This is a genomic window from Methanobrevibacter sp. (assembly GCF_045112895.1).
Lineage (GTDB): Archaea > Methanobacteriota > Methanobacteria > Methanobacteriales > Methanobacteriaceae > Methanocatella.
This window is the reverse complement of record NZ_JBGUIH010000018.1, coordinates 25,083-44,293: the sequence shown is the minus strand read 5'-3', so window position 1 is coordinate 44,293 and position 19,211 is coordinate 25,083. Positions and strand designations below refer to the sequence as shown.

General features: G+C 34.3%; 18 protein-coding genes. 8 read left to right on the top strand and 10 right to left on the bottom strand.

What is annotated here, in order from left to right; genetic code table 11:
• The first annotated feature begins 74 nt into the window (after positions 1-74).
• The 5 genes from ACJMLD_RS03830 (at position 75) to ade (ending at position 6,036) form a co-directional block, all read left to right on the top strand.
• Positions 75-473 (top strand): translation initiation factor IF-5A, encoded by a 399-nt coding sequence (locus ACJMLD_RS03830; RefSeq protein ID WP_405268139.1) that lies wholly within the window; start codon positions 75-77, stop codon positions 471-473.
• Positions 474-506: 33 nt separating this feature from the next.
• Positions 507-1,373 (top strand): agmatinase, encoded by an 867-nt coding sequence (gene speB, locus ACJMLD_RS03825; RefSeq protein WP_405268137.1) that lies wholly within the window; start codon positions 507-509, stop codon positions 1,371-1,373.
• A 247-nt stretch (positions 1,374-1,620) separates the two neighbouring features.
• Positions 1,621-2,958: an NCS2 family permease gene (locus ACJMLD_RS03820; RefSeq protein WP_405268135.1), complete on the top strand. Its 1,338-nt coding sequence runs from the start codon at positions 1,621-1,623 to the stop codon at positions 2,956-2,958.
• Between the two features lie 138 nt (positions 2,959-3,096).
• Positions 3,097-4,317 carry a TIGR00300 family protein gene (locus ACJMLD_RS03815; protein ID WP_405268133.1) on the top strand — a complete coding sequence of 407 codons (1,221 nt, stop codon included), beginning with the start codon at positions 3,097-3,099 and terminating at the stop codon, positions 4,315-4,317.
• A 3-nt stretch (positions 4,318-4,320) separates the two neighbouring features.
• On the top strand, positions 4,321-6,036 hold the full coding sequence (ade, locus tag ACJMLD_RS03810; protein WP_405268131.1) for an adenine deaminase: 1,716 nt from the start codon (positions 4,321-4,323) through the stop codon (positions 6,034-6,036).
• Here the strand turns inward: ade and ACJMLD_RS03805 are convergent.
• Positions 6,033-6,659, bottom strand: coding sequence for a DUF447 domain-containing protein (locus ACJMLD_RS03805; protein ID WP_405268130.1), 627 nt, complete (start codon positions 6,657-6,659; stop codon positions 6,033-6,035). The two genes, ade and ACJMLD_RS03805, sit on opposite strands and share 4 nt — an antisense overlap.
• Positions 6,660-6,750: 91 nt before the next feature.
• Between ACJMLD_RS03805 and ACJMLD_RS03800 the strand changes: the two genes are divergently transcribed.
• Complete coding sequence (locus ACJMLD_RS03800) at positions 6,751-7,761, top strand: SIS domain-containing protein (protein WP_405268128.1); 1,011 nt, start codon at positions 6,751-6,753, stop codon at positions 7,759-7,761.
• 41 nt (positions 7,762-7,802) lie between these two features.
• On the opposite strand, the gene ACJMLD_RS03795 is transcribed toward ACJMLD_RS03800, so the two are convergent.
• On the bottom strand, positions 7,803-8,396 hold the full coding sequence (locus ACJMLD_RS03795) for an Hsp20 family protein (RefSeq protein ID WP_405268126.1): 594 nt from the start codon (positions 8,394-8,396) through the stop codon (positions 7,803-7,805).
• A gap of 467 nt (positions 8,397-8,863) precedes the next feature.
• Here ACJMLD_RS03795 and ACJMLD_RS03790 point away from each other — a divergent pair, with 467 nt between their 5' ends.
• Positions 8,864-9,667, top strand: coding sequence for a zinc-ribbon domain-containing protein (locus ACJMLD_RS03790; protein WP_405268124.1), 804 nt, complete (start codon positions 8,864-8,866; stop codon positions 9,665-9,667).
• 237 nt (positions 9,668-9,904) lie between these two features.
• Here ACJMLD_RS03790 and ACJMLD_RS03785 read toward each other — a convergent pair whose 3' ends face one another.
• The 4 genes from ACJMLD_RS03785 to ACJMLD_RS03770 form a co-directional block, all read right to left on the bottom strand.
• Positions 9,905-11,932, bottom strand: a complete 2,028-nt coding sequence (locus ACJMLD_RS03785; RefSeq protein ID WP_405268122.1) for a hypothetical protein — start codon at positions 11,930-11,932, stop codon at positions 9,905-9,907.
• A 432-nt stretch (positions 11,933-12,364) separates the two neighbouring features.
• Entirely contained in the window at positions 12,365-13,387 is a 1,023-nt protein-coding gene (locus ACJMLD_RS03780; RefSeq protein WP_405268120.1) for an NOG1 family protein, read from the bottom strand.
• Between the two features lie 8 nt (positions 13,388-13,395).
• Positions 13,396-13,953: a TIGR00296 family protein gene (locus ACJMLD_RS03775; protein WP_405268119.1), complete on the bottom strand. Its 558-nt coding sequence runs from the start codon at positions 13,951-13,953 to the stop codon at positions 13,396-13,398.
• The gene (locus ACJMLD_RS03770; protein WP_405268117.1) at positions 13,953-15,323 is read right to left on the bottom strand and encodes a TldD/PmbA family protein; all 1,371 of its coding nucleotides are present in this window, start codon (positions 15,321-15,323) and stop codon (positions 13,953-13,955) included. The genes ACJMLD_RS03775 and ACJMLD_RS03770 overlap by 1 nt, the downstream gene beginning before the upstream one ends.
• Positions 15,324-15,495: 172 nt before the next feature.
• On the opposite strand from ACJMLD_RS03770, the gene ACJMLD_RS03765 reads away from it, so the two are divergent.
• Positions 15,496-16,704: a GMC family oxidoreductase N-terminal domain-containing protein gene (locus ACJMLD_RS03765; RefSeq protein WP_405268115.1), complete on the top strand. Its 1,209-nt coding sequence runs from the start codon at positions 15,496-15,498 to the stop codon at positions 16,702-16,704.
• Positions 16,705-16,708: 4 nt separating this feature from the next.
• On the opposite strand, the gene pyrI is transcribed toward ACJMLD_RS03765, so the two are convergent.
• From pyrI to ACJMLD_RS03745, 4 genes are read right to left on the bottom strand one after another with little or no spacing between them, the layout of a single operon-like run.
• The gene (gene pyrI / locus ACJMLD_RS03760; protein WP_405268114.1) at positions 16,709-17,188 is read right to left on the bottom strand and encodes an aspartate carbamoyltransferase regulatory subunit; all 480 of its coding nucleotides are present in this window, start codon (positions 17,186-17,188) and stop codon (positions 16,709-16,711) included.
• A 6-nt stretch (positions 17,189-17,194) separates the two neighbouring features.
• Positions 17,195-17,689 (bottom strand): flavodoxin family protein, encoded by a 495-nt coding sequence (locus ACJMLD_RS03755; RefSeq protein ID WP_405268112.1) that lies wholly within the window; start codon positions 17,687-17,689, stop codon positions 17,195-17,197.
• Between the two features lie 21 nt (positions 17,690-17,710).
• On the bottom strand, positions 17,711-18,733 hold the full coding sequence (argC, locus tag ACJMLD_RS03750) for an N-acetyl-gamma-glutamyl-phosphate reductase (RefSeq protein WP_405268110.1): 1,023 nt from the start codon (positions 18,731-18,733) through the stop codon (positions 17,711-17,713).
• 12 nt (positions 18,734-18,745) lie between these two features.
• A complete protein-coding gene (locus ACJMLD_RS03745; protein ID WP_405268109.1) occupies positions 18,746-19,210 on the bottom strand; it encodes an adenylyltransferase/cytidyltransferase family protein in 465 nt (154 codons plus the stop codon).
• Position 19,211 lies beyond the last annotated feature (1 nt).

The window sequence follows — 19,211 nt, the reverse complement described above, 5'->3', positions numbered from 1 at the left end:
ATATTTTAAATTAATCTATAATATTCCTTATTATCAGATTAAAAACCGGTTTTTATAAATATGGAGGAAAATTAATGTCAACAAAAGTTGTAGAAATTAAAACATTAAAAGTTGGAAAATATATTGTATTAGGCGGAGAAGCTTGTAAGATTATCAGTTACACTACTTCATCTCCAGGTAAACACGGAGCAGCAAAAGCAAGAATTGAAGCTGTAGGTGTTTTCGACAACCAAAAAAGAAGTCTTGTAAAACCTGTAGATACCAAAGTAGATACCCCTATTATTGATAAAAGATTAGGACAAGTTATATCTATCCAAGGTGACAATGTTCAAATTATGGATATGGAAAACTATGACACCATCGACTTACCTATGCCTGACGATTTAAAAGATGTAATCGTTGAAGGAATCGAAGTCGAATACATTGTTGCTTTAGGAAATATGAAAATAATGAGAACTAGAGGATCTGCTTAAGTTCTCTTATTTATTTTCCTTTTACGATTCATTATGCTTTTGAATACATATGAACCATGGAAATTTGCATTTTCTCATGAAAATGATGAAATAAAAGAAAATTCATTTGGGATAATCGGAGTTCCCTTTGATAGCACTACTTCTTATCACTCCGGTGCACGTTTAGGACCAATTGTTGTAAGAGAAGCATCATTCGGTTTTGAAAAATATAATACTGTTTTTAACAAAGAAATAACAACTACCTTTTATGATTTTGGAGACATCAATGTCATTCCAGGCAATTGTAAGGAAACTTGTGGAATCGTCGAAGAGACAGTTCGCGAACTCATTGATTTAAACTTGAAACCTATTATAATCGGTGGAGAGCATTCTGCATCTATTGGAGCTATTAAGACTCTGGCTGAAAAATATGAAAAATTAACAGTAATTCATCTGGATGCTCACAGGGACTTGGCATTCGAATTTATTGGCGAGAAATATTCTCATGCGACTGTAATGAGAAGGGTTCATGAATTTGGCGTCAATCTTGTTCAGATAGGAATAAGATCCGCCTCTAGAGATGAAGAGGAATTTGTAAAATCAACTTATAACATTCAAACATTTAGAAATAAGGATGTTCACAGGCACATGGATGCAATTGAATATTTCTTAGTAAACATTGATGGGCCAATCTATATTTCAATTGATATGGATGTTGTGGACCCGGCTTTTGCACCTAATGTAGGAAATCCCACCCCCGGCGGTTTATTTATCTCAGAACTTGAAACCATACTTGAAACATTATGCAGAAAGAATGTTGTGGGTTTTGATGTTGTGGAAACCGCAAGTGACAGGTTAGGTGACAATACTGCAGTTGTTGCAGCCAAACTAATTTACGATTTTTTAACACTGATAGAATAATTTATTCAATTTCTTTTCATGATATGAAAGTTAATTCATATCAAAGAGATTTTAAAAGGATTATTTTGTCTATTTAGCTTGTTTTAAGAATAATTGTGCTTTATTCTATTCAAATAAAGATATGAACTTAAATATAGATTAGTTTTCAAATTATTTTCATAATAAAATTAGATAAGTAATATTTATTACTATGTTTTTTAAAAAATACTAATATCGGAATATATATGTTTTTCTGATGAGGTGTTATATGTTAGACAATTTTTTCAAATTTAAGGAAAATGGAACTGATTTTAAAACAGAAATTCTTGCAGGTATCACCACATTTCTTGCTATGGCTTACATTTTAGGTGTAAACCCAGTAATATTGTCTGATGGTGGAATGCCTGCTACCGGAGTATTTTTCGCTACTGCTATTGCTTCCGGTGTCGCTAGTATAATTATGGGGCTAGTTGCTAAATACCCAGTCGGATTAGCTCCAGGTATGGGACTTAATGCATTATTTACATATACAATCATTTTAGGAATGGGAAACACTTGGGAAACTGCACTTGCAGCAGTATTCATTTCAAGTATTATCTTTTTACTTATTACTATTTCCGGTCTAAGGGAAGCTATTTTGAATGCTATCCCTCTTGACTTGAAATTAGGTATTGGTGCTGCAATCGGATTCTTCCTGGCATTCTTAGGACTTAAGGGTGCAGGAATTATCGTAGCTGATCCTTCTACTTTTGTTACTATGGGATCACTCTTGTCTGCTCCAGCACTTCTTGCATTGATTGGTATTGTCATTACTTTAATTCTATATGTAAAAAAAATACCTGCCGCAGTATTTATCGGATTAGTTGTAACTGCTATCATTGGGGTAATATTCACCTTATGCGGATTTGGTGCAGGAGACCTCTTAATGCCTGCTATTCCAGCACAATTCATTTCAGCTGATTTTGATTTATCCTTGTTTGCAGGATTCGTTAGAGGATTCGGACAATTATTCTCAAACATTCCAAACTTAATAATGATGTTGTTCTCACTTGTATTCGTTACATTCTTTGATACAACCGGAACTTTGATGGCATTAGGTAGACAATGTGGATTTATCGATGAAGAAGGTCAAGCTGTTGGAATTCAAAACGCATTTTTAGCTGACGCTGTTGGTGGTATTGTTGGTGCAATATTCGGTACAAGTACCGTTACAGCATACGTAGAAAGTGCAACTGGTATCGGTCTCGGTGGTAAAACCGGTTTGACCGCAATTGTTACTGGTATCTTATTCATCCTTTCAATATTCTTCGCTCCATTAGTATTATCATTATTTACTTCTCCTGTTACTTGTGCAGCACTTGTAATAGTAGGTATATTAATGATTGCACAATTGAAAGAGGTTGAATGGGATAACTTAATTGTTGCAGCTTCAGTATTCATGACCATTATCATGATGATTTTAACCTACTCCATTTCACTCGGTATCGCTTGGGGATTCGTTATTTACGCAATTGCAAGCCTAGCTAGTGGAAAAGCAAAAGAGTTAGGTTTAGGTATCTGGTTAATGGTTATCGTATTTGTAATATACCTATTCTTCGGACTTTAAACTCACTTTCGTGAGTTTAACTTTTTTTCTTTTTTTTTAATTTTTTACTTAGTTTAGATTCCCTCTTTTTTTTAACAATATCATTAAATATCACCAAAACCAAAATTATAATATTAACTAAAAATGGAGCATATTGTTATGGAAAAAAGAAATATTGACCTTTCTGGACATATTATTGATTCATTGATTTTAACCAAAACAATGGGCATAATTATGGACAAGGGAGGAGAATTTAATATATTGGAAATCGAGGTTGGACGAAAAAAGTCAGACACTAGTCATGCGAAAATTGAAGTTTCAGCAGAATCTCCCGAATTATTAGATTCCATCTTAGATGAATTATCTGTGCTTGGTGCATCAATAGATGAAATCAAGGAAGTCAATCTCGTTGCATCCGAAAAGGATAAAGTTGCTCCTGAAGGTTTTTATTCATCATCCAATCATGTTACTCACATTTATTATGACGGGGATTGGATTCCTGTGGAGGATATCGAAATGGACTGTTTGGTTGTCGTTGATGAGGAAAATAAAAGGGCTTATGTAAAGCCGATTGCCGATGTTAAGGCAGGTGATAAGATAGTTGTAGGCCTTGACGGCGTTAAAGTCACACCACCTAACAGATCAAGAGATGAACAACAGGTATTCGAATTCATGAACAGTGATGTGTCCTCTGAAAAACCACTTATGAATATTATTGAGGGTATTGCTCAGGAAATGAAGGAAATTAAAGCTAAGGGCGGAAAGATTGGTATTGTCGGAGGACCGGCTATTGTCCACACAGGATCCGGAAAATATCTGGCGGCTTTGGTTCGTGAAGGTTATATTGATGTAATCATGGCCGGAAATGCTTTGGCTACCCATGATATGGAATCAAACATCTACGGTACTTCTCTAGGTATTGAAGTGGAAACCGGCAAAATCGTAGCTCACGGCCATACCCACCACATGAGGACAATCAATAAGATTAACCGTTCAGGTTCCATAAGGCAGGCTGTAGAGGATGGAACATTGACTGGAGGAATCATGTACGAATGTATCAAAAATGATGTTCCCTATGTTCTTGCAGGCTCCATTCGTGATGACGGCCCGCTTCCGGATGTCATAACAGATACTGTAGAGTCTCAAAAGGAAATGAGAAAATATGCTCAAAACTTGGACATGGTAATTATGATTGCTACAATGTTGCATTCAATCGCTACTGGTAATATGCTTCCTTCCCGTGTAAAGACAATCTGTGTAGATATCAACCCATCCACCGTTACCAAATTGTCAGATAGGGGAAGTGCACAGGTTGTTGGTATTGTTACAGATATAGGTTCATTCTTGCCGCTTCTTTATCAGGCTTTAATGGAGGAATAAACCATGTCATTTACAGCATATATTCTTGATGTAATCTCCGATAGTATTTATCCTGCAAGAATCACTGTGGAAAATGGTCTATTTACAGAGGTCACTCCTATTCTAGTTAGTGAAACAACAAAACTGGATGTTCGAGGATTAATGATTCCGGGATTTATTGATGCTCATATTCATATTGAGAGCAGTATGATTACACCCGCACAATTTGCTAAAATTGCAGTAAGGCATGGGACTACTGGTGTTGTTTGCGATCCTCATGAAATCGCTAATGTTTTAGGAATTGAAGGTATTGAAGCAATGATTGAAAATGCAAAACAAGTGCCTTTCAATTTTTATTTTTCAGCACCTTCTTGTGTGCCCGCTACAGGTTTTGAAACTTCCGGAGCGATTTTAAATTCATCCGAAATTGAATATTTGCTCAAAAAAGATGAAATTGTTGCCTTGGGTGAAATGATGAATTTTCCGGGTGTGATAAATGGTGATGAGGAAGTTCTAAAGAAATTGGCATTGGCAAGACAATATGGAAAACCTATTGATGGTCATGCTCCGTTACTTTCTCGCGAAGAGTTGGATAAATACCTTGCACAGGGCATATCAACTGACCACGAATGCAGTAATATTTTAGAAGCATTCGAAAAAAAGATGAAAGGTATGAAAATTATGGTGCGTGACGGTTCATCTGCTATGGATATGGAAGGTCTTTTTAATATAGGCGAAGGTCCTTCACTCATTGAAAATCCGGAAAGTCTTGGACTTATCTATAGGGATATATTCGAAAAGAAAATTTATTCCCCAATGTTTGATTTTATAGTCAGTGATGATAAGCACCCTAACGATTTGATTAAAGGTCATTTAAATAAATCTATTAAGAAGGCAGTTGACCTTGGAATCGATATTTTAAAAGCAATTAGCATGGTAACAATCAATCCGGCATATCATTATAATCTGAATTGTGGAGCTATTGTGCCTGGTGCAAAGGCAGATTATGTAATCATTGACAGCCTATATGATTTTAATGTCTTAGAAACATATATAGGCGGAGAGTGTGTTTTCGATGGTGAAAATGTTTTATTTGATGCTCCTGAAGTTGAATCTAGAAACACAATTGATGCATCTAAAAAAACCGCAAGTGATTTTGATATTCATTATGATGGTGATGAATGTGAAGTCAATGTTATCGAATGCACTGACGGAGATTTATTGACTAAAAAGACAACTGCAAAATTGATAACTAAAGGGGGAATAGTACAACCGGATATCTATCAGGACGTTTTGAAAATAGCCGTTGTCGAACGTTATGGCAAAGGCAACATTGCTAATGCATTCATTAAAGGATTCGGCCTTAAAAAAGGAGCTATCGCTTCGTCAGTCGCTCATGACTCACATAATATAATTGTCGTTGGTTATGACTCTCAGGAGATGGCTGATGCTGTAAATAAGGTTATTGATAATCAAGGCGGTATTTCCGTTGTTAGCGACGATTTTGCTGATTCACTGCCTCTTCCTATTGCAGGGCTAATGTCTAATGAAGATGCGCATGTCGTTTCTGACAAATTGGCTATTCTGCATAATATGACTTCAGCATTAGGATGTCAGCTGGAAGCTCCATTCATGACAATGGCATTTATGGCACTATTGGTTATCCCTTCACTTAAGATTTCTGATTTAGGATTATTTGACGGGGATGCATTTGAATTTATAGATGTTATAATAAACTAAGGCTCATAGCCTTTTTTTATTAATTCTTCTTTTATCTTTTCCATCGCTTTAATGTCTTCTTTATAGCCTACTTTTTTAACAACGCGATTTGCTTCCCTAAATCTTCTCAGATATTCCTGTTTTTTTTCTTCGCCAACAATGTCGAATCGACTAAAATTAGATAAAGATTCGATTACATAGGCAAATCCCCTATTCATGGCTTTAGTATTTTTATTTATTACCAGTTCAGTTACTTTTGACTTGATTACGATGGCTTCGTCTTTCTTTTTAATGGGGTCGCTCTGTTTCACCGCTTCGGTCAGGCTTGTAACTTTGCATTTGAAATAGGCATCAGTGCATTTTAATGTTGTATCCTCATTGAAATAGTCTTGCGGAAGATTTCCAAGAGTCGACATTGTAAACAATTCAGGGTCCTGTGCTATATTTACAACAAACTCCCTCTGTGAGATGATATTGTCTAAAGTATGACTTCCTTTAAAAATTCGATTTAATATTGTATCTGGACCGGAACAAATCACGCCAATGGGAGCTGCATTTTTCAAATTCTCATCATTTCTTGTCGTGATAATTGTTTCGTATTGCCTTCCCTTTTCCATTCCAATTAATGATAAATCTACATTCATAATCTCATTTTAAATATTTTTTAAATAAACCTTTTATATGTTAATTAACAATATATAATTAATATTATTTAATTTTAAAGGAGTTTTAGCCATGAACTATAAAATGTATGATGAAATGATGGAGCAACCAGAGGCGCTTAGAAAGACTTTTGAATCAGAATTTGCTACATTAGATGAAGTTTCAAATCTAGTTTTAGAAGCCGACAAAATATATTTAATTGGTTGCGGCAGTTCAATTTCAACTTGTTATAGTGTACGTGATGCAATTAGGATGTCCAGTACTAATATCGATATTGAAGTTTATACAGGCTATGAATTTTATTATAATAAGAAATTGGTTGAAGGTGAAAATTCCATTGCCATTTTTACTTCTCAATCCGGTGAAACTGCTGATACTTTGGCATCACTTAGAAGAGCTAATGAGTTCAATATTCATACGGTTGCTATTTCAAACGAACCTGAAAGTTCCATGATTAAAGAGGCTAAAACTCAGATTATAACTCAATGTGAAACTGAAACAGCTATTTTAGGCACTAAAACTTATATTACTCAACTGGCTTGTCTTTATAAGATATTGTTTGAAGCTAGTGATTATGAAAATAAAACGGAATTGTTGGCTCAATTAACCGAAATGCCTAAAATGTTGGAAAAAATGTTGATTACAACCGAAGACGAAAATAAGCAATTGGCTGAGGAATTTAAAGATGAAGATATTTTCTATTGTATAGGCAGTGGTCCTAATTTCGGTCTTGCATATAAATTAGCAATGACAATGCTTATGGAAGGTGCAATTAAGCATGCATGTCCTGAGTATTCTGCTGAATTTAGGCATGGTTTAATAGAACGTGTTGAAAAAGATGTTCCAATTATAATTTTAAAATCAGACTTTGAATCAGATGAGATTACTGATAAAGCAATCGAATTTTCTAAAAATTTAGAGTTAAAATCAATAATTTATGACCTTAAGGACTATGCTAGTGTTGATAAACTGTTATCCCCATTCATATTGGTGATTCCACTTGAATGGTTTGTATATTATCTGGCACACTTTAATGGTGAAGATCCTGGTGCAACAAGGCACATTGGAAAAGTAAGGTACTAATTTTTTTAAAATAATAAAAAAGAGATAGAAATGTAGAAAATCTATTCTACATTTACTTTATGTTTTGGTATAATTAATTTTGGAATGGTTACGATAACGATTCCGTTTGAGAATTTTGCAGAAATGTTTTGAAGATCGATACTGTTTTCAAATCTTACAGTTTTAACACATTTTCCTGATTTGATAGCGCATACAATTGCTTCAGCTTCGTCTTCTTCTTCAAACTCTTCGATGTATGGTTTGAAACAAGTTTCGATAGTGATGTCATTGTCGCCCGCTTCGATTGAAACGTCTTCTTTTTCAACACCCGGAACTGCAGCTTTGATGTAGTAAGTTTCTTTTGTTTCCACTAAATCAATGTCAATAGTTTGTACTGTTGTTTTTTTGTAGTCAGCATATTTTTGATCTGCTGATTTTTGCATATTTTTAATGCTTTCTTTGAATTCATCGATGCTTTTGTAGAAATCATTGATTACATTATCTGCAATATTTTTAGTTTTTTCTTTGGTTTCATCGATTTTTTCTTTGGTTTCGTCTCTTTTTTCACCAAATTTTGATTTTTCTTCATCGGTATTTTCTTCGAATGTTTCTTCTTTTTCTGTGAATTCGGTATCAATAGTTTCTTCGTCTACCATATTTTTCACACTCCTACTTGATGAATATCAGTAAGTATATTTTATTTACTTTTTGTTAGTATATAAACTTTTCTATTAAATTTACTGAAAGTTACTAAAAAGTCAATTCTATTAATCTTTTATTTTTCATATTTATGATGCTTTATTTTTTTGAATTCCTAAATTATTCTATTGATGTTGTAAATAATGGTTGTTTATTCTTTAAAATTAGATTATACTTATTTTAATTGTTGGTTGATGTTGGGTAATAAATGAGGTTTTTCATATTTTCGGTTAATTGTTTTAAAATATGGGGACTATATAATTTTTTGAATATTAATTGGTAACTATGTTTTTACTAAATGATTTGAAATTTAAATTGTCATCTGTTCTCAAGTGTGTTTTGAATAGTTTATACCAATTTCGGCATATATTTATAATTATTTTGACTTAAACTTATTTAAGAAGATGATTAAAGAGGTTAGGTTATGGCCAATTTTTGCACTAACTGTGGAAATAGATTAGGAAAAGATGATACTTTCTGCACTAACTGTGGAACTAAGGTAGATATAAAACAGGATAATCCTTCATTAAAATCAATGCCGGATAGTATGGAAAAAGAGATGGCAAAAAGAGAACTTAAAAGAATAGTTGGCGGAAGTGTATTCTACAATAAAACTTTTAGAAACGCATTATCTCATAATGGTTTAGATATTTTTCGCACCGGAAAAGCTATCAAACAACAGGTGGAAAAAGAAATAGAATCCGGTCAAATCAAAAGTGGAGGAGTAGAATTTAGGGTTAATCAATTAATAGTTGAATACAAAACCAAAATGGAAAAAGAAAAGGAAGAAAAAAGGAAAAAATCAAGAATGATTGATGAAATATTTGAATCAGAAGAAATCAAATCGGAAATGATAAGAAAGGACATAAGACTGGAAATCTCTATTAAAAATAAGTTAAAAGATAAGATTATTAATAAGAAAGAAAATATGAGTGAAGATGAAATCAGATATTTCATAAGAAGTGAATTAGAAAAGGCGAAAGATAAACAGGAAATGGCTAGCTTGCAGAGAAATTATAGGCTTGTAAATAGAGAAATGCATAGAAGAAAAATGGAAGAGAATGAATCTGGAAGGTATTGCGACTTTGGATGCAGATATTTCTACGAAGAATTTCTTGATGAAAATGGAGGAGTTGTTGGTGATTTTGATTCTGGAGGAGCGGGGGTTGATTATTATTGTAAGTTAGGATATTCTGTTGGTGGGTTTTGTGAATATTATGAAGAATGATGTTTGGATACTTATGTTTGAAGTGAGTGTTTATGAGTCTATTTAAAGATAAATAATAATCTATATCCTTCCGAATCCTCTAGAAGGATTAAAATTTAAAAAATAATTAATTTTTAAACAATTAAATAAGTTTTGAATGTTCCAACCGAATAGATTAGTTCAAACAATTTTCGGCATATATGCATATATTTGCATCGAATTCAAAAAAAGATAAATCAATTATCATATGATAATTGATTATTTAATTACTTTAATTTTTTTAGTTAATGTAGTAGTTCCATAAGTTTTGGTTGACTTGAAACCTACTTTAACGGTATACTTCTTGTTTGCTTTTAGGTTAATGGTAATTTTTGCTTGTCCTTTTGCATTTGTTGTTTTGAAATATGTTTTGCCGTTGATTTTAAATTTAACTTTAACATGTTTTATTGCTTTTTTATTTGCATTTTTAAAAGTAACAACAAATTTTCCTTTTTTATGAATTTTGGTTTGGGAAGCTTTGATAATTGGTTTGACAACCTTTACTTTTATGGATTTGGTAGTTCCGGTATAATACTTATTTCCTTTGTAGATAACTTTTACATTGAAAGTTTTAGGGGTATTCTTAATTTTGAAACTAGCAATTCCATTTTTGTTAGTTGAAGCAGTATAAGTTTTACTTCCAATTTTAATAGATACCTTTTCACCCTTAATTCCCTTGTTATAACAGTTTACCAATTTCACGGATAATTTTTTGCTGCTTTTATAATATTTTGTAAAATCCTTTACAATCAAGGTTGAATATTTTGAGTTCACATTCAATTTCAATGTTTGATTGTCGATTTTTGCATAAACTACATTATCTTTGGTTCCAGGTTTAATATTAAAAGTTGCAACACCATTCACTAGTTTTTTTGTAATGGTTTTTGATTTGGTGTAGACTGTAACTTCTAAAGGAAGATTAACATTTCCGTTTAATTTATGGATCTCTTTTGTTTCATTGTCAAAGTAATAGTTTAGATTAACAGTTAAAACGTTATTTTTATTTTTATAAACAATGCCATTGTTTGATGAAAATTTCATAATTAACCATCTGGAAGCATTAATTTTTTCAGGACGGTGGTCGCCGTCATGGGGGTCGTAATAATAAGTACTTATGTTATTCTGGCCCCACCAGCAGTATTGTACAGTTGCATTGTCGTCTAATGAAATGTCTCCATATTCCCGATCCTTTCTAATGTAGTTTCCAACGATTGCGCAGTTTTCCATGTAAAGCTCGGTATCTTTGAAATTGTTAGTTACCACTCCATGGTATCCTGCATGATTTTGTTCAAAAATGGTATTGTAAACTTTTGTTATAACATGTTGGCCGCTTGGCGGTGCTAAAAGTGCAGCGGCATAATATTTAACCTCATTATATCCAAAATAACTATTATTTATTATTGCATAATTATGATTGCTTATGGCTCCTGCAGTATAGTTTGTAGTTAAGTATTCGAATCTGCAGTTGTTGATTGTTGCATTTCCAAGGTTCAACAAAGCGGCTGCTGAGTAAACTACAAAATTCTTTGAGAAAATACATCCATCTAAGTTTATTTTTCCATTAGATGCAATACAACCACCCACACTTTCTTTTCCAGTCAAATAGTTTTGAGTAAAATTGGAATTTTTAATGTTTGTTTCTCCAATTGTATAAATAACTCCAGCATATTGAAATGCGCTATTGTTTATAAAAGATGTGTCTTCAATATTCAAAGTTCCGAAATTATTGAATATGGCTCCTCCGTTTTTATATCCTTGAGAATTGCTTAAAATACAATTCTTAATTGTAATTTGTCCGCCTTCATTATAAATAAGTCCGCCGTTGTCAGTTGAATTGCCGTTTTTTAAGGTAAGATTAATTAAAGTTAATTTGCTGTTAGAATTCATTGTAAATAATCTTCCAGAGGACTCACAGTCAATTATTGTATTCTCCTTTGATTTTCCAACAAGTGTAATGGATTTGTTCAATGAAATGTTTCTGCTATTTTCACCCGCATAATTGCCTTCATTCAGATATATTGTAGAGTCATTCGAAGCATAATCTATAGCATTTCGTAAGATATTATAAGGATTTTCTTGATTTCCATCTCCTAAATAATCATCACCGTTAGGTGAAATATAGGCTTCAAATGAATCAGAACTAGTAATATTGGTATTATTATCGTCTATTGCACTAACACAATTCATTGTTATTATTATCGATAGAATTACTAAAAGTAACGCTATTATTTTATATTGTCTTTTCATTTTTTCCCCCATATATAAAAATGTTCTTATCGATAATATTTTAGTAAAATAAAATTAATAAAGATATCTAATTAATAAGTTCAATAATTTTAGATTCATTGTGCAAGAAGTCGCCGGTTTCTTTAAGTCTGAGTGATGGTCAATTGCATTTAATTTGTAATACAATCTTTCTATGTTGGGCAGTCATTAGGTTAATAATGCTGTTTTAGAGGTTATTCTCACTTGAAACTGCATTATAGGTGATGATATGGAAGTTGTATGATGGTTTGAAGTCCAGTCAATAACCCGCTAAGGGTTATTGGGGGCAAGGAGAGATATTTTGCCCGGAACTGCAATTTTCATTTTTAAGGTTTTAATACAGTTTACATTTTAAATGTGTCGGAATCAGTTATTATTCAAACGCACACTATTAAATTTACTAAAGAGTTAGCTTCAGTAATAATCATCATCTTCTTCTTCAGTATTGCGGTCTATTTTCTTGATTTTATCAATTTTTTTATTTATTTCATCTACACCTTCACCTTCAATGGCTGAAATGAAAATGGAGTTTTCTTCATCATCAATATACTTGTTAAGGTACTCCTTATCTTCCACCAGGTCCATCTTATTGAATAAATAGATGACCGGCACTTCTGAGAAAATCTTTTCAATCTGCTTTAGAAGGTTGTATTGATTGTCGAGGTGAAAACCGCAGGTTTCCGATGCATCGAATATGAACAGGATTGCATCCGCCAAATGCTCAAGGGCCACAATCGCATTCATTTCAATATCATTCATCTCTAAAACGGGCCTATCCAAAAGCCCAGGGGTATCGATAATCTGAATATGCTTCCAGTGCATTTCGGTGTGACCAATCTGTATCCCTTTGGTGGTAAATGGATAGTTGGCGACTTGAGGTTCCGCACTGCTGAGCTGTCTGAGTAATGTTGATTTGCCCACATTCGGAAAACCTGCAATAACGATAGTTGTTGCATCAAAGTCAATTGTCGGCATATTCCTTAAGCTCTGCTTTGCAAAATCCAAAAAGTCCAAATCCTTTTTAATCTTGTTTACAACGGAAGCTATTCTTCCATAAGCTTGTTTTTGAATGGCAGTCGCTTTTTCAGATGGATTTTTCCTGATTTTTGCACCATATTCCTTTTCAAGCTGAGTTATGATCCCATAAGCCCAATTGAGAGCACCCAATGCCTGTTTCATGTCATCCACACCAACAGTAATGTCAATGTAGTCCTGATAAAACGGATGTAGGCTTTCGATTTCTGGAACCGCATCAATAATTGATTTTAACTTATCTTTAATAACTTGACAGGATGTAACGACTCTTCTCTCTTCAATCCTTTTACCTTTTAAGTGTTTAGGTATTTTTTGACTTCTAACCAAGTCAGCTTGCTTTTTGCCTCTGCTGAATCCTTTGTCAAGCAATTCTTGTGGTGTAGGTATTGTCGGAATCATCATTTCAATCACTATTCAAAAATCTGTCCTTGGAATTTGTATACATCGCAGCTTTCATCCATCCAGCTGTCTGCACTAATTCCAGCTTTCATGCATGTGTGTTCTAAAAACATTTCAGTATCAAACTTGTTTTCTGTAGCAACTTGAGGAAGCAGCAATCCTCTTGAATATCCTTTCTGGACAATTAAACCGTCACGACCGATTTCAATTTCCTCAAAGTATTGGTCTGGATGTGCTACTATAATCATTTCAGGTTTGGTCAATACTGTAACTTCCAAATCAAGATCATTTAATTCATCCAGGGTTACTTGCGGAAATCTTGGATCGTTGACTGCTGCGGCAATTGCAACGTCTATTGTTGCTTCAATTGCAGGCATTATGGGTTCGGCATATCCAATGCATCCTCGCAGATTGTTTCTTTTATTTAATGTTACAAAAACACCTAATTTTTCATCTAATTCAAGCGGATAACCTTCTCCTTTATCCAATTTCTCGCCTGTTTCTAAATAGTGTTTAATTGAATCTTTAGCTACTTCAACCAAATATTTTCCAGCTCTGTCACTTATCATTATCCCATTCCTCCAACTAATGCTTTTAAAATTCTAGTATGAGGTCCGCCATCACCAACAGGTGCTGTCTGACCATCTTTTCCACAAAAACCAACACTTAATTTAAAATCGCTTCCTATAGCATCAATGTTTTTCAAGGTTTCCAAAATATTTCCAGATAGGGAAACATCCCTAAGCGGTGTTGAAATTTCGCCTTTTTCAATTAGATAACCCTCTGCCGCATTAAACTGGAAAATTCCTTTGCCGGTATCGACTTGGCCTCCTCTGGAACCTTTAAGATAAATTCCGTCAGGAATATCCTCAATCAATTCTTCAAAGCTATTGTCTCCAGGCTGCAAGAATGTATTGCTCATTCTTACAATTGGCTGGTCGGCAATCAAAGATCTTGCATTTCCAGAAGATTTCATATTTAATTTTGATGCTGTTTCTCTTGAATTTAAAAGGGAAACTAATTTTCCATCTTTCACTAATTGATTAGGTTTTGTCTTAACACCTTCAACATCGTAAGGATAGTATCCGAAACCTTCCTTAAGGCTTGCATCATCGAATATGTTTACAATATCGGATGCAATCTGGCATCCCATTCTATCTTTTAGGATGGAATCATTTTGTAAGATTAAATCAGCTTCAACAGCATGTCCCAATGCTTCATGAATTAAAACACCGGTTAATTCAGGGTCAGCTATTACTGGAAAGTTTCCAGAAGGTGCACTTTGTGCATCAAGTAATCTAACGGCTTTTTCACCAATTTCTCTTCCGAATTTTTCAATATCTGCATCGGCTATTACTTCAAATCCTTTTACTCCTCCAAGACTTCCATGTCCAAATTGGATGATTTCGCCATTTGTTGCTGATGCATTTAGAGCCATTCTTACTCTGCTTGTTTTTACTTGAATTTCGCTGCCTTCACTGCTCATGAATAATTCGTTTATTTCGCTATCGCCATAGCTTACTGTTGTGCTGTTGACTTTTTCAATTGTTGCAGCATCATTTGCCTGTTTCATAATGTCTTTCTTTTCTTCAATTGAAATATCCTTAAATGGTATTTTAACGTCAACCGCGATTTTATCTTTTATAATGTCCGTTTCACTTAATGTGACATCTCCCTTAAGTGAATTTGAGAATTTGATGGCAGTATCTGTAATTTCATTTATTTTAGATAAGTCTGTTGTATATGCAAAACCCCATGCCCCATTATTCAACACTCTTACTCTTGCCGCTAAGCTCATTCCAGTGTTAATTTCATCGACATCTCCATCTTTCATTAATAAAGCAGTATTTTCACCAATTCCTGCTCTAATGTCGATGTAATCTACTTTTTGGCTGGTTTCTGCAATAATGTTTTCGAATAAATTAATGTATTCTTCCATTTTATCCCTCGATAAGAGTTAATATAATATTATATATTTGGTTTACATGTTTAATAAAAGTTTTTTAATTTATAAATTCAACTAATTTTATTTGTAAGTTTTGTGAAAAATAGTAGTAGATTTTTATAATATGAAATATAATATAACACATGTTAATATTTTAGGTGATTGAATGATTGTTATTGTAGGTACCGGTGCAGGCGGAGGGATTTTGGCCCGTGAACTTGCATTGGATGGAAAGCCGGTTACAATTCTAGAAAAAGGTCCTTATATAAAATCAAAAGACGCGTTTAATTATTATGATAAGTATTCTCAAGATGTTGATTTGCTAACAACCACATGTATCGGTGGAGCAACAATCGTATCCATGTCAAATATGGTAAGGGCTCTGGATGAAGAGTTGCTTGACTATGATATTGATTTGACAGATGCTTATGAGTATGTTGAAGATTTAGTGGGCGTACATCAGTTAGATGACTCCCATATTGGAAAAGGCACACAGGCATTTTTGGATGCGGGCCGGGAACTCGGTCTCAATACTTTAAAGATGCCTAAAGCAATAAGGGAAAAAGATTGTGTCCAGTGTGGAATGTGTGCATTCGGATGTCCTGCCGATGCAAAATGGTCTGGAAAGGACTTCGTTGATGAAGCGGTTGAAGCCGGCGCAACATTAATCACAGAAGCTGAAGTAACTGAAGTATTGAATGAAAATGGTGAGGTTTCAGCTGTCAAATACGTTAAAGATGGTGTGGAACAATTAATCGAAGCAGAAAAAGTAATATTGTCTGCAGGAGCTATAGGATCAACTTTAATTTTGAGAAAATCTGGATTTGATGAAGCGGGCCGTGAAATATTCTTTGATCCGTTCGTAAGTGTTGGGGGATACATAAAGGACATCAATTTCAATACAGAAGTTCAGATGGCAGGTTTGATAATAGGCGAAAACTTTGTCCTGTCACCTCATTTCTCATCATTCATCCGTGCAAATATCCCCGATGACGATGTAACAGATAATGACATTTTAAGCATAATGGTAAAAACTGCAGATGAATGCAAGGGCTATGTGACTGATGAGGGTGATGTAGTAAAAATAAATACCATAACTGACATAAGATATCTGGCAGAAGGCGCGGCTACCGCAGGTTTCGTTCTAGAAAAGGCAGGTGTTGACCCAAAAACAATCGGTTCAACAGTTTATAGGGGTGCGCATCCTGGAGGAACTGCAAAGATTGGCGAAATCGTGGACAGCAATCTGGAAACAGAAATAAAAAATTTCTTTGTTTGTGATGCAAGCGTATTGCCGATATCACCAGGAAAACCACCGATATTAACAATACTTGCACTGTCTAAAAGACTGGCAGATTATATAAAAAAAGAATAGAAGATTATTCGAATTGCTTATCGATATCTTCTGTTTTTATTAATTTTTCACAATAATGGCATCTGACAACTGGAGGATATTCATTAACAACATTGAACATTGGAGTTATCGGCTCGTTTTTGTTGTTGGTTATGCACTTTGGATTTGTACATTTGATTATTGATGTAATCTTTTCAGGCAGACCAATTTTATCCTTTTTAACCGGTTGAAAATCCCTGATAATATTGATTGTAGCTTTTGGAGCAATTAAGGCTATCTGATTAAGTTCTTGATGGTCCAATTCCCGATTTTCAATTTTCAAGATGTCTTTCCTGCCGATTTCTTTGGAAGACACGTTCATGGCTATTGTGACATTTTTGGTATCGGCATCCGGAAGTTCTAAAATCTTTAAGATATGCAATGCCTTATTTGCAGTAATGTGGTCGATTACTGTACCGTTTTCAATTGCTTTTATTTTTAATTCAGATTTTTTGTTTTCAGTCAATTTAATCTACCTTGTATACATTTTTAAAACTTTTGCTTCGATAATCGCTTCAGTATCCTTAGCTAGTTTTTCAGGACTTTTGCCTTTTGTTGTGATAGTGAAAGTCTCAATAACTCTGCCTCCACGCATTTTAATTTTCTCTTCGAGCCTTTCGATATTCGTATCTCCACGGTTATTATCCATGGTTGCAAACAACATCACGTCCTTTCCAGTTAAGTTGCATCTATCGATAATTGTTAAGATTGCAGGAGTGGGATTTCCCGCCCAGGTTGGTGTTCCGAAAATGATTGTGTCATAATCGGTTATATCAACTCTTGCAGGAACAATGTCAGTTTTACTTTCTCTAAAAGCATTAATTGATGCAAATATTTTGTTTTTTAAGCCATCACGATTTTTTAAATCATGAATTCTTACAGTATCCGCTCTTAGATTTTTTGCTAAGGTTTTAGCTACAGTTTCTGTAGTTCCTCCCTGTGAATAATAGATAATTAATGTAGCCATTTTAATCCCTTCGATTTCTGGTTAAGGATGAAGACCGAAATGTGTTAGTCCGGCACGCTCATCAATGCCTAGGATAAGGTTCATATTTTGAATAGCTTGGCCGGATGCACCTTTAACAAGGTTATCAATAGCTGAAAGCATCACTAATCTTCCAGTAGTATCTATTTCAAATCCTCCAATGTGGACGAAGTTGGATCCTCTGACTGCACTTAAATGTGGAATTTCTCCTTCATCCATAAGTTTGATAAAGTATTCATCACCATACTCTTTTTCGTATAATGCTCTGATTTCATCAGGAGTAATATCTATGTTCTCTTCTTTTAAAAAGCTATGGCTGGTAGTTTGAATTCCTCTGTTAACTGGAACTAGGTGCGGTGTAAATGATACTTTGACATCATCAAATCCATGCAGTTCCTGTTGGATTTCAGACATGTGTCTGTGTGATGAAATTTTATATGGATTTACATTATCGGCAATATTAGGGTAATGTGTAGTTGCTGACGGATTAACGCCGGCTCCGCTTACTCCAGTCTTTGAATCGATAATGATTCTATCAACCAAATCATTCTTAACTAATGGGTATGAGGACAAGATTGCTCCAGTTGGGAAGCATCCTGGATTTGCTACAAGATTTGCCTTTTTGATTTCGTCTCTGTATAGCTCAGGAAGTCCGAAAACACCTTTGTTTTCACTGTCGGTGTGTTCCATTCCATACCATTTTTCATAAACTGCAGTGTCTCTGTATCTGTAATCTCCACTCAAGTCAACTACTTTTGCACCAGTATCTAAAATCTCAGGCACAATCTTCATTGATGCGCCGTGAGGTGTTGCGGTAAACACTACATCTGCATCTAATTCTGAAGGACTTTTGTTTTTGAATACAAGCCCTGAATCTCTTATGTGTGGATGTATCTTATGTGCTGGTGTACCATCAAATTGTCTTGAGGTAATGTCGGTTATTTCCACTTCTGGATGGTTTAAGAGCATTCTTAAAAGCTCTCCACCAGTATATCCACTTGCTCCTATAATAGCTACTTTAAACATTTTATAATCTCCTTAATCTTCACAGTTATCCAATATCTTACCTTCAAAGTCAGTATTTTTGATTTTCTTAATAATCTTACAGCTGCTGTCAAGTTCATCTTTGTGATAAACTTTAACACGCTGAACCCGTGCCTTCAAACCTCTTTCATCAACTGCCTTTTGCAGTTTTTCGACATTATGGGTCTGATCAGGTCCAATAGCTATAATGTCGGGGTCGATTTCTTCCACTATTTTGAAAATATCCCCTTCTTCATTACCAAGATAAGCTTCATCAACGGGTTTTAACATCTTAATCAATTCTAAACGTTGATTTTCTCCAACAATCGGGACTCTTTTTCTTTTCTCTACAGTTGAGTCTCTTGCTACCACTACATAAAGCTTAGAATTGTATCCTCCAAGATTTTTTGCTTCTTCCAAGTACACTCCATGTCCGGGATGGAGCAAATCAAAAGTTCCACTCGCCATTACTTTTTTCATT

Bases quoted from the DNA above. Each gene is read 5' to 3' on its own strand.
- ACJMLD_RS03775 (WP_405268119.1), bottom strand. From the start codon at position 13,953: ATGATAAGTGACAGAGCTGGAAAATATTTGGTTGAAGTAGCTAAAGAT.
- ACJMLD_RS03780 (WP_405268120.1), bottom strand. From the start codon at position 13,387: ATGATGATTCCGACAATACCTACACCACAAGAATTGCTTGACAAAGGA.
- ACJMLD_RS03820 (WP_405268135.1), top strand. From the start codon at position 1,621: ATGTTAGACAATTTTTTCAAATTTAAGGAAAATGGAACTGATTTTAAA.
- ACJMLD_RS03770 (WP_405268117.1), bottom strand. From the start codon at position 15,323: ATGGAAGAATACATTAATTTATTCGAAAACATTATTGCAGAAACCAGC.
- ACJMLD_RS03790 (WP_405268124.1), top strand. From the start codon at position 8,864: ATGGCCAATTTTTGCACTAACTGTGGAAATAGATTAGGAAAAGATGAT.
- ACJMLD_RS03800 (WP_405268128.1), top strand. From the start codon at position 6,751: ATGAACTATAAAATGTATGATGAAATGATGGAGCAACCAGAGGCGCTT.
- ACJMLD_RS03805 (WP_405268130.1), bottom strand. From the start codon at position 6,659: ATGAATGTAGATTTATCATTAATTGGAATGGAAAAGGGAAGGCAATAC.
- ACJMLD_RS03795 (WP_405268126.1), bottom strand. From the start codon at position 8,396: ATGGTAGACGAAGAAACTATTGATACCGAATTCACAGAAAAAGAAGAA.
- speB (WP_405268137.1), top strand. From the start codon at position 507: ATGCTTTTGAATACATATGAACCATGGAAATTTGCATTTTCTCATGAA.
- argC (WP_405268110.1), bottom strand. From the start codon at position 18,733: ATGTTTAAAGTAGCTATTATAGGAGCAAGTGGATATACTGGTGGAGAG.
- ACJMLD_RS03785 (WP_405268122.1), bottom strand. From the start codon at position 11,932: ATGAAAAGACAATATAAAATAATAGCGTTACTTTTAGTAATTCTATCG.
- ade (WP_405268131.1), top strand. From the start codon at position 4,321: ATGTCATTTACAGCATATATTCTTGATGTAATCTCCGATAGTATTTAT.
- ACJMLD_RS03765 (WP_405268115.1), top strand. From the start codon at position 15,496: ATGATTGTTATTGTAGGTACCGGTGCAGGCGGAGGGATTTTGGCCCGT.
- ACJMLD_RS03755 (WP_405268112.1), bottom strand. From the start codon at position 17,689: ATGGCTACATTAATTATCTATTATTCACAGGGAGGAACTACAGAAACT.
- ACJMLD_RS03745 (WP_405268109.1), bottom strand. From the start codon at position 19,210: ATGAAAAAAGTAATGGCGAGTGGAACTTTTGATTTGCTCCATCCCGGA.
- ACJMLD_RS03830 (WP_405268139.1), top strand. From the start codon at position 75: ATGTCAACAAAAGTTGTAGAAATTAAAACATTAAAAGTTGGAAAATAT.
- ACJMLD_RS03815 (WP_405268133.1), top strand. From the start codon at position 3,097: ATGGAAAAAAGAAATATTGACCTTTCTGGACATATTATTGATTCATTG.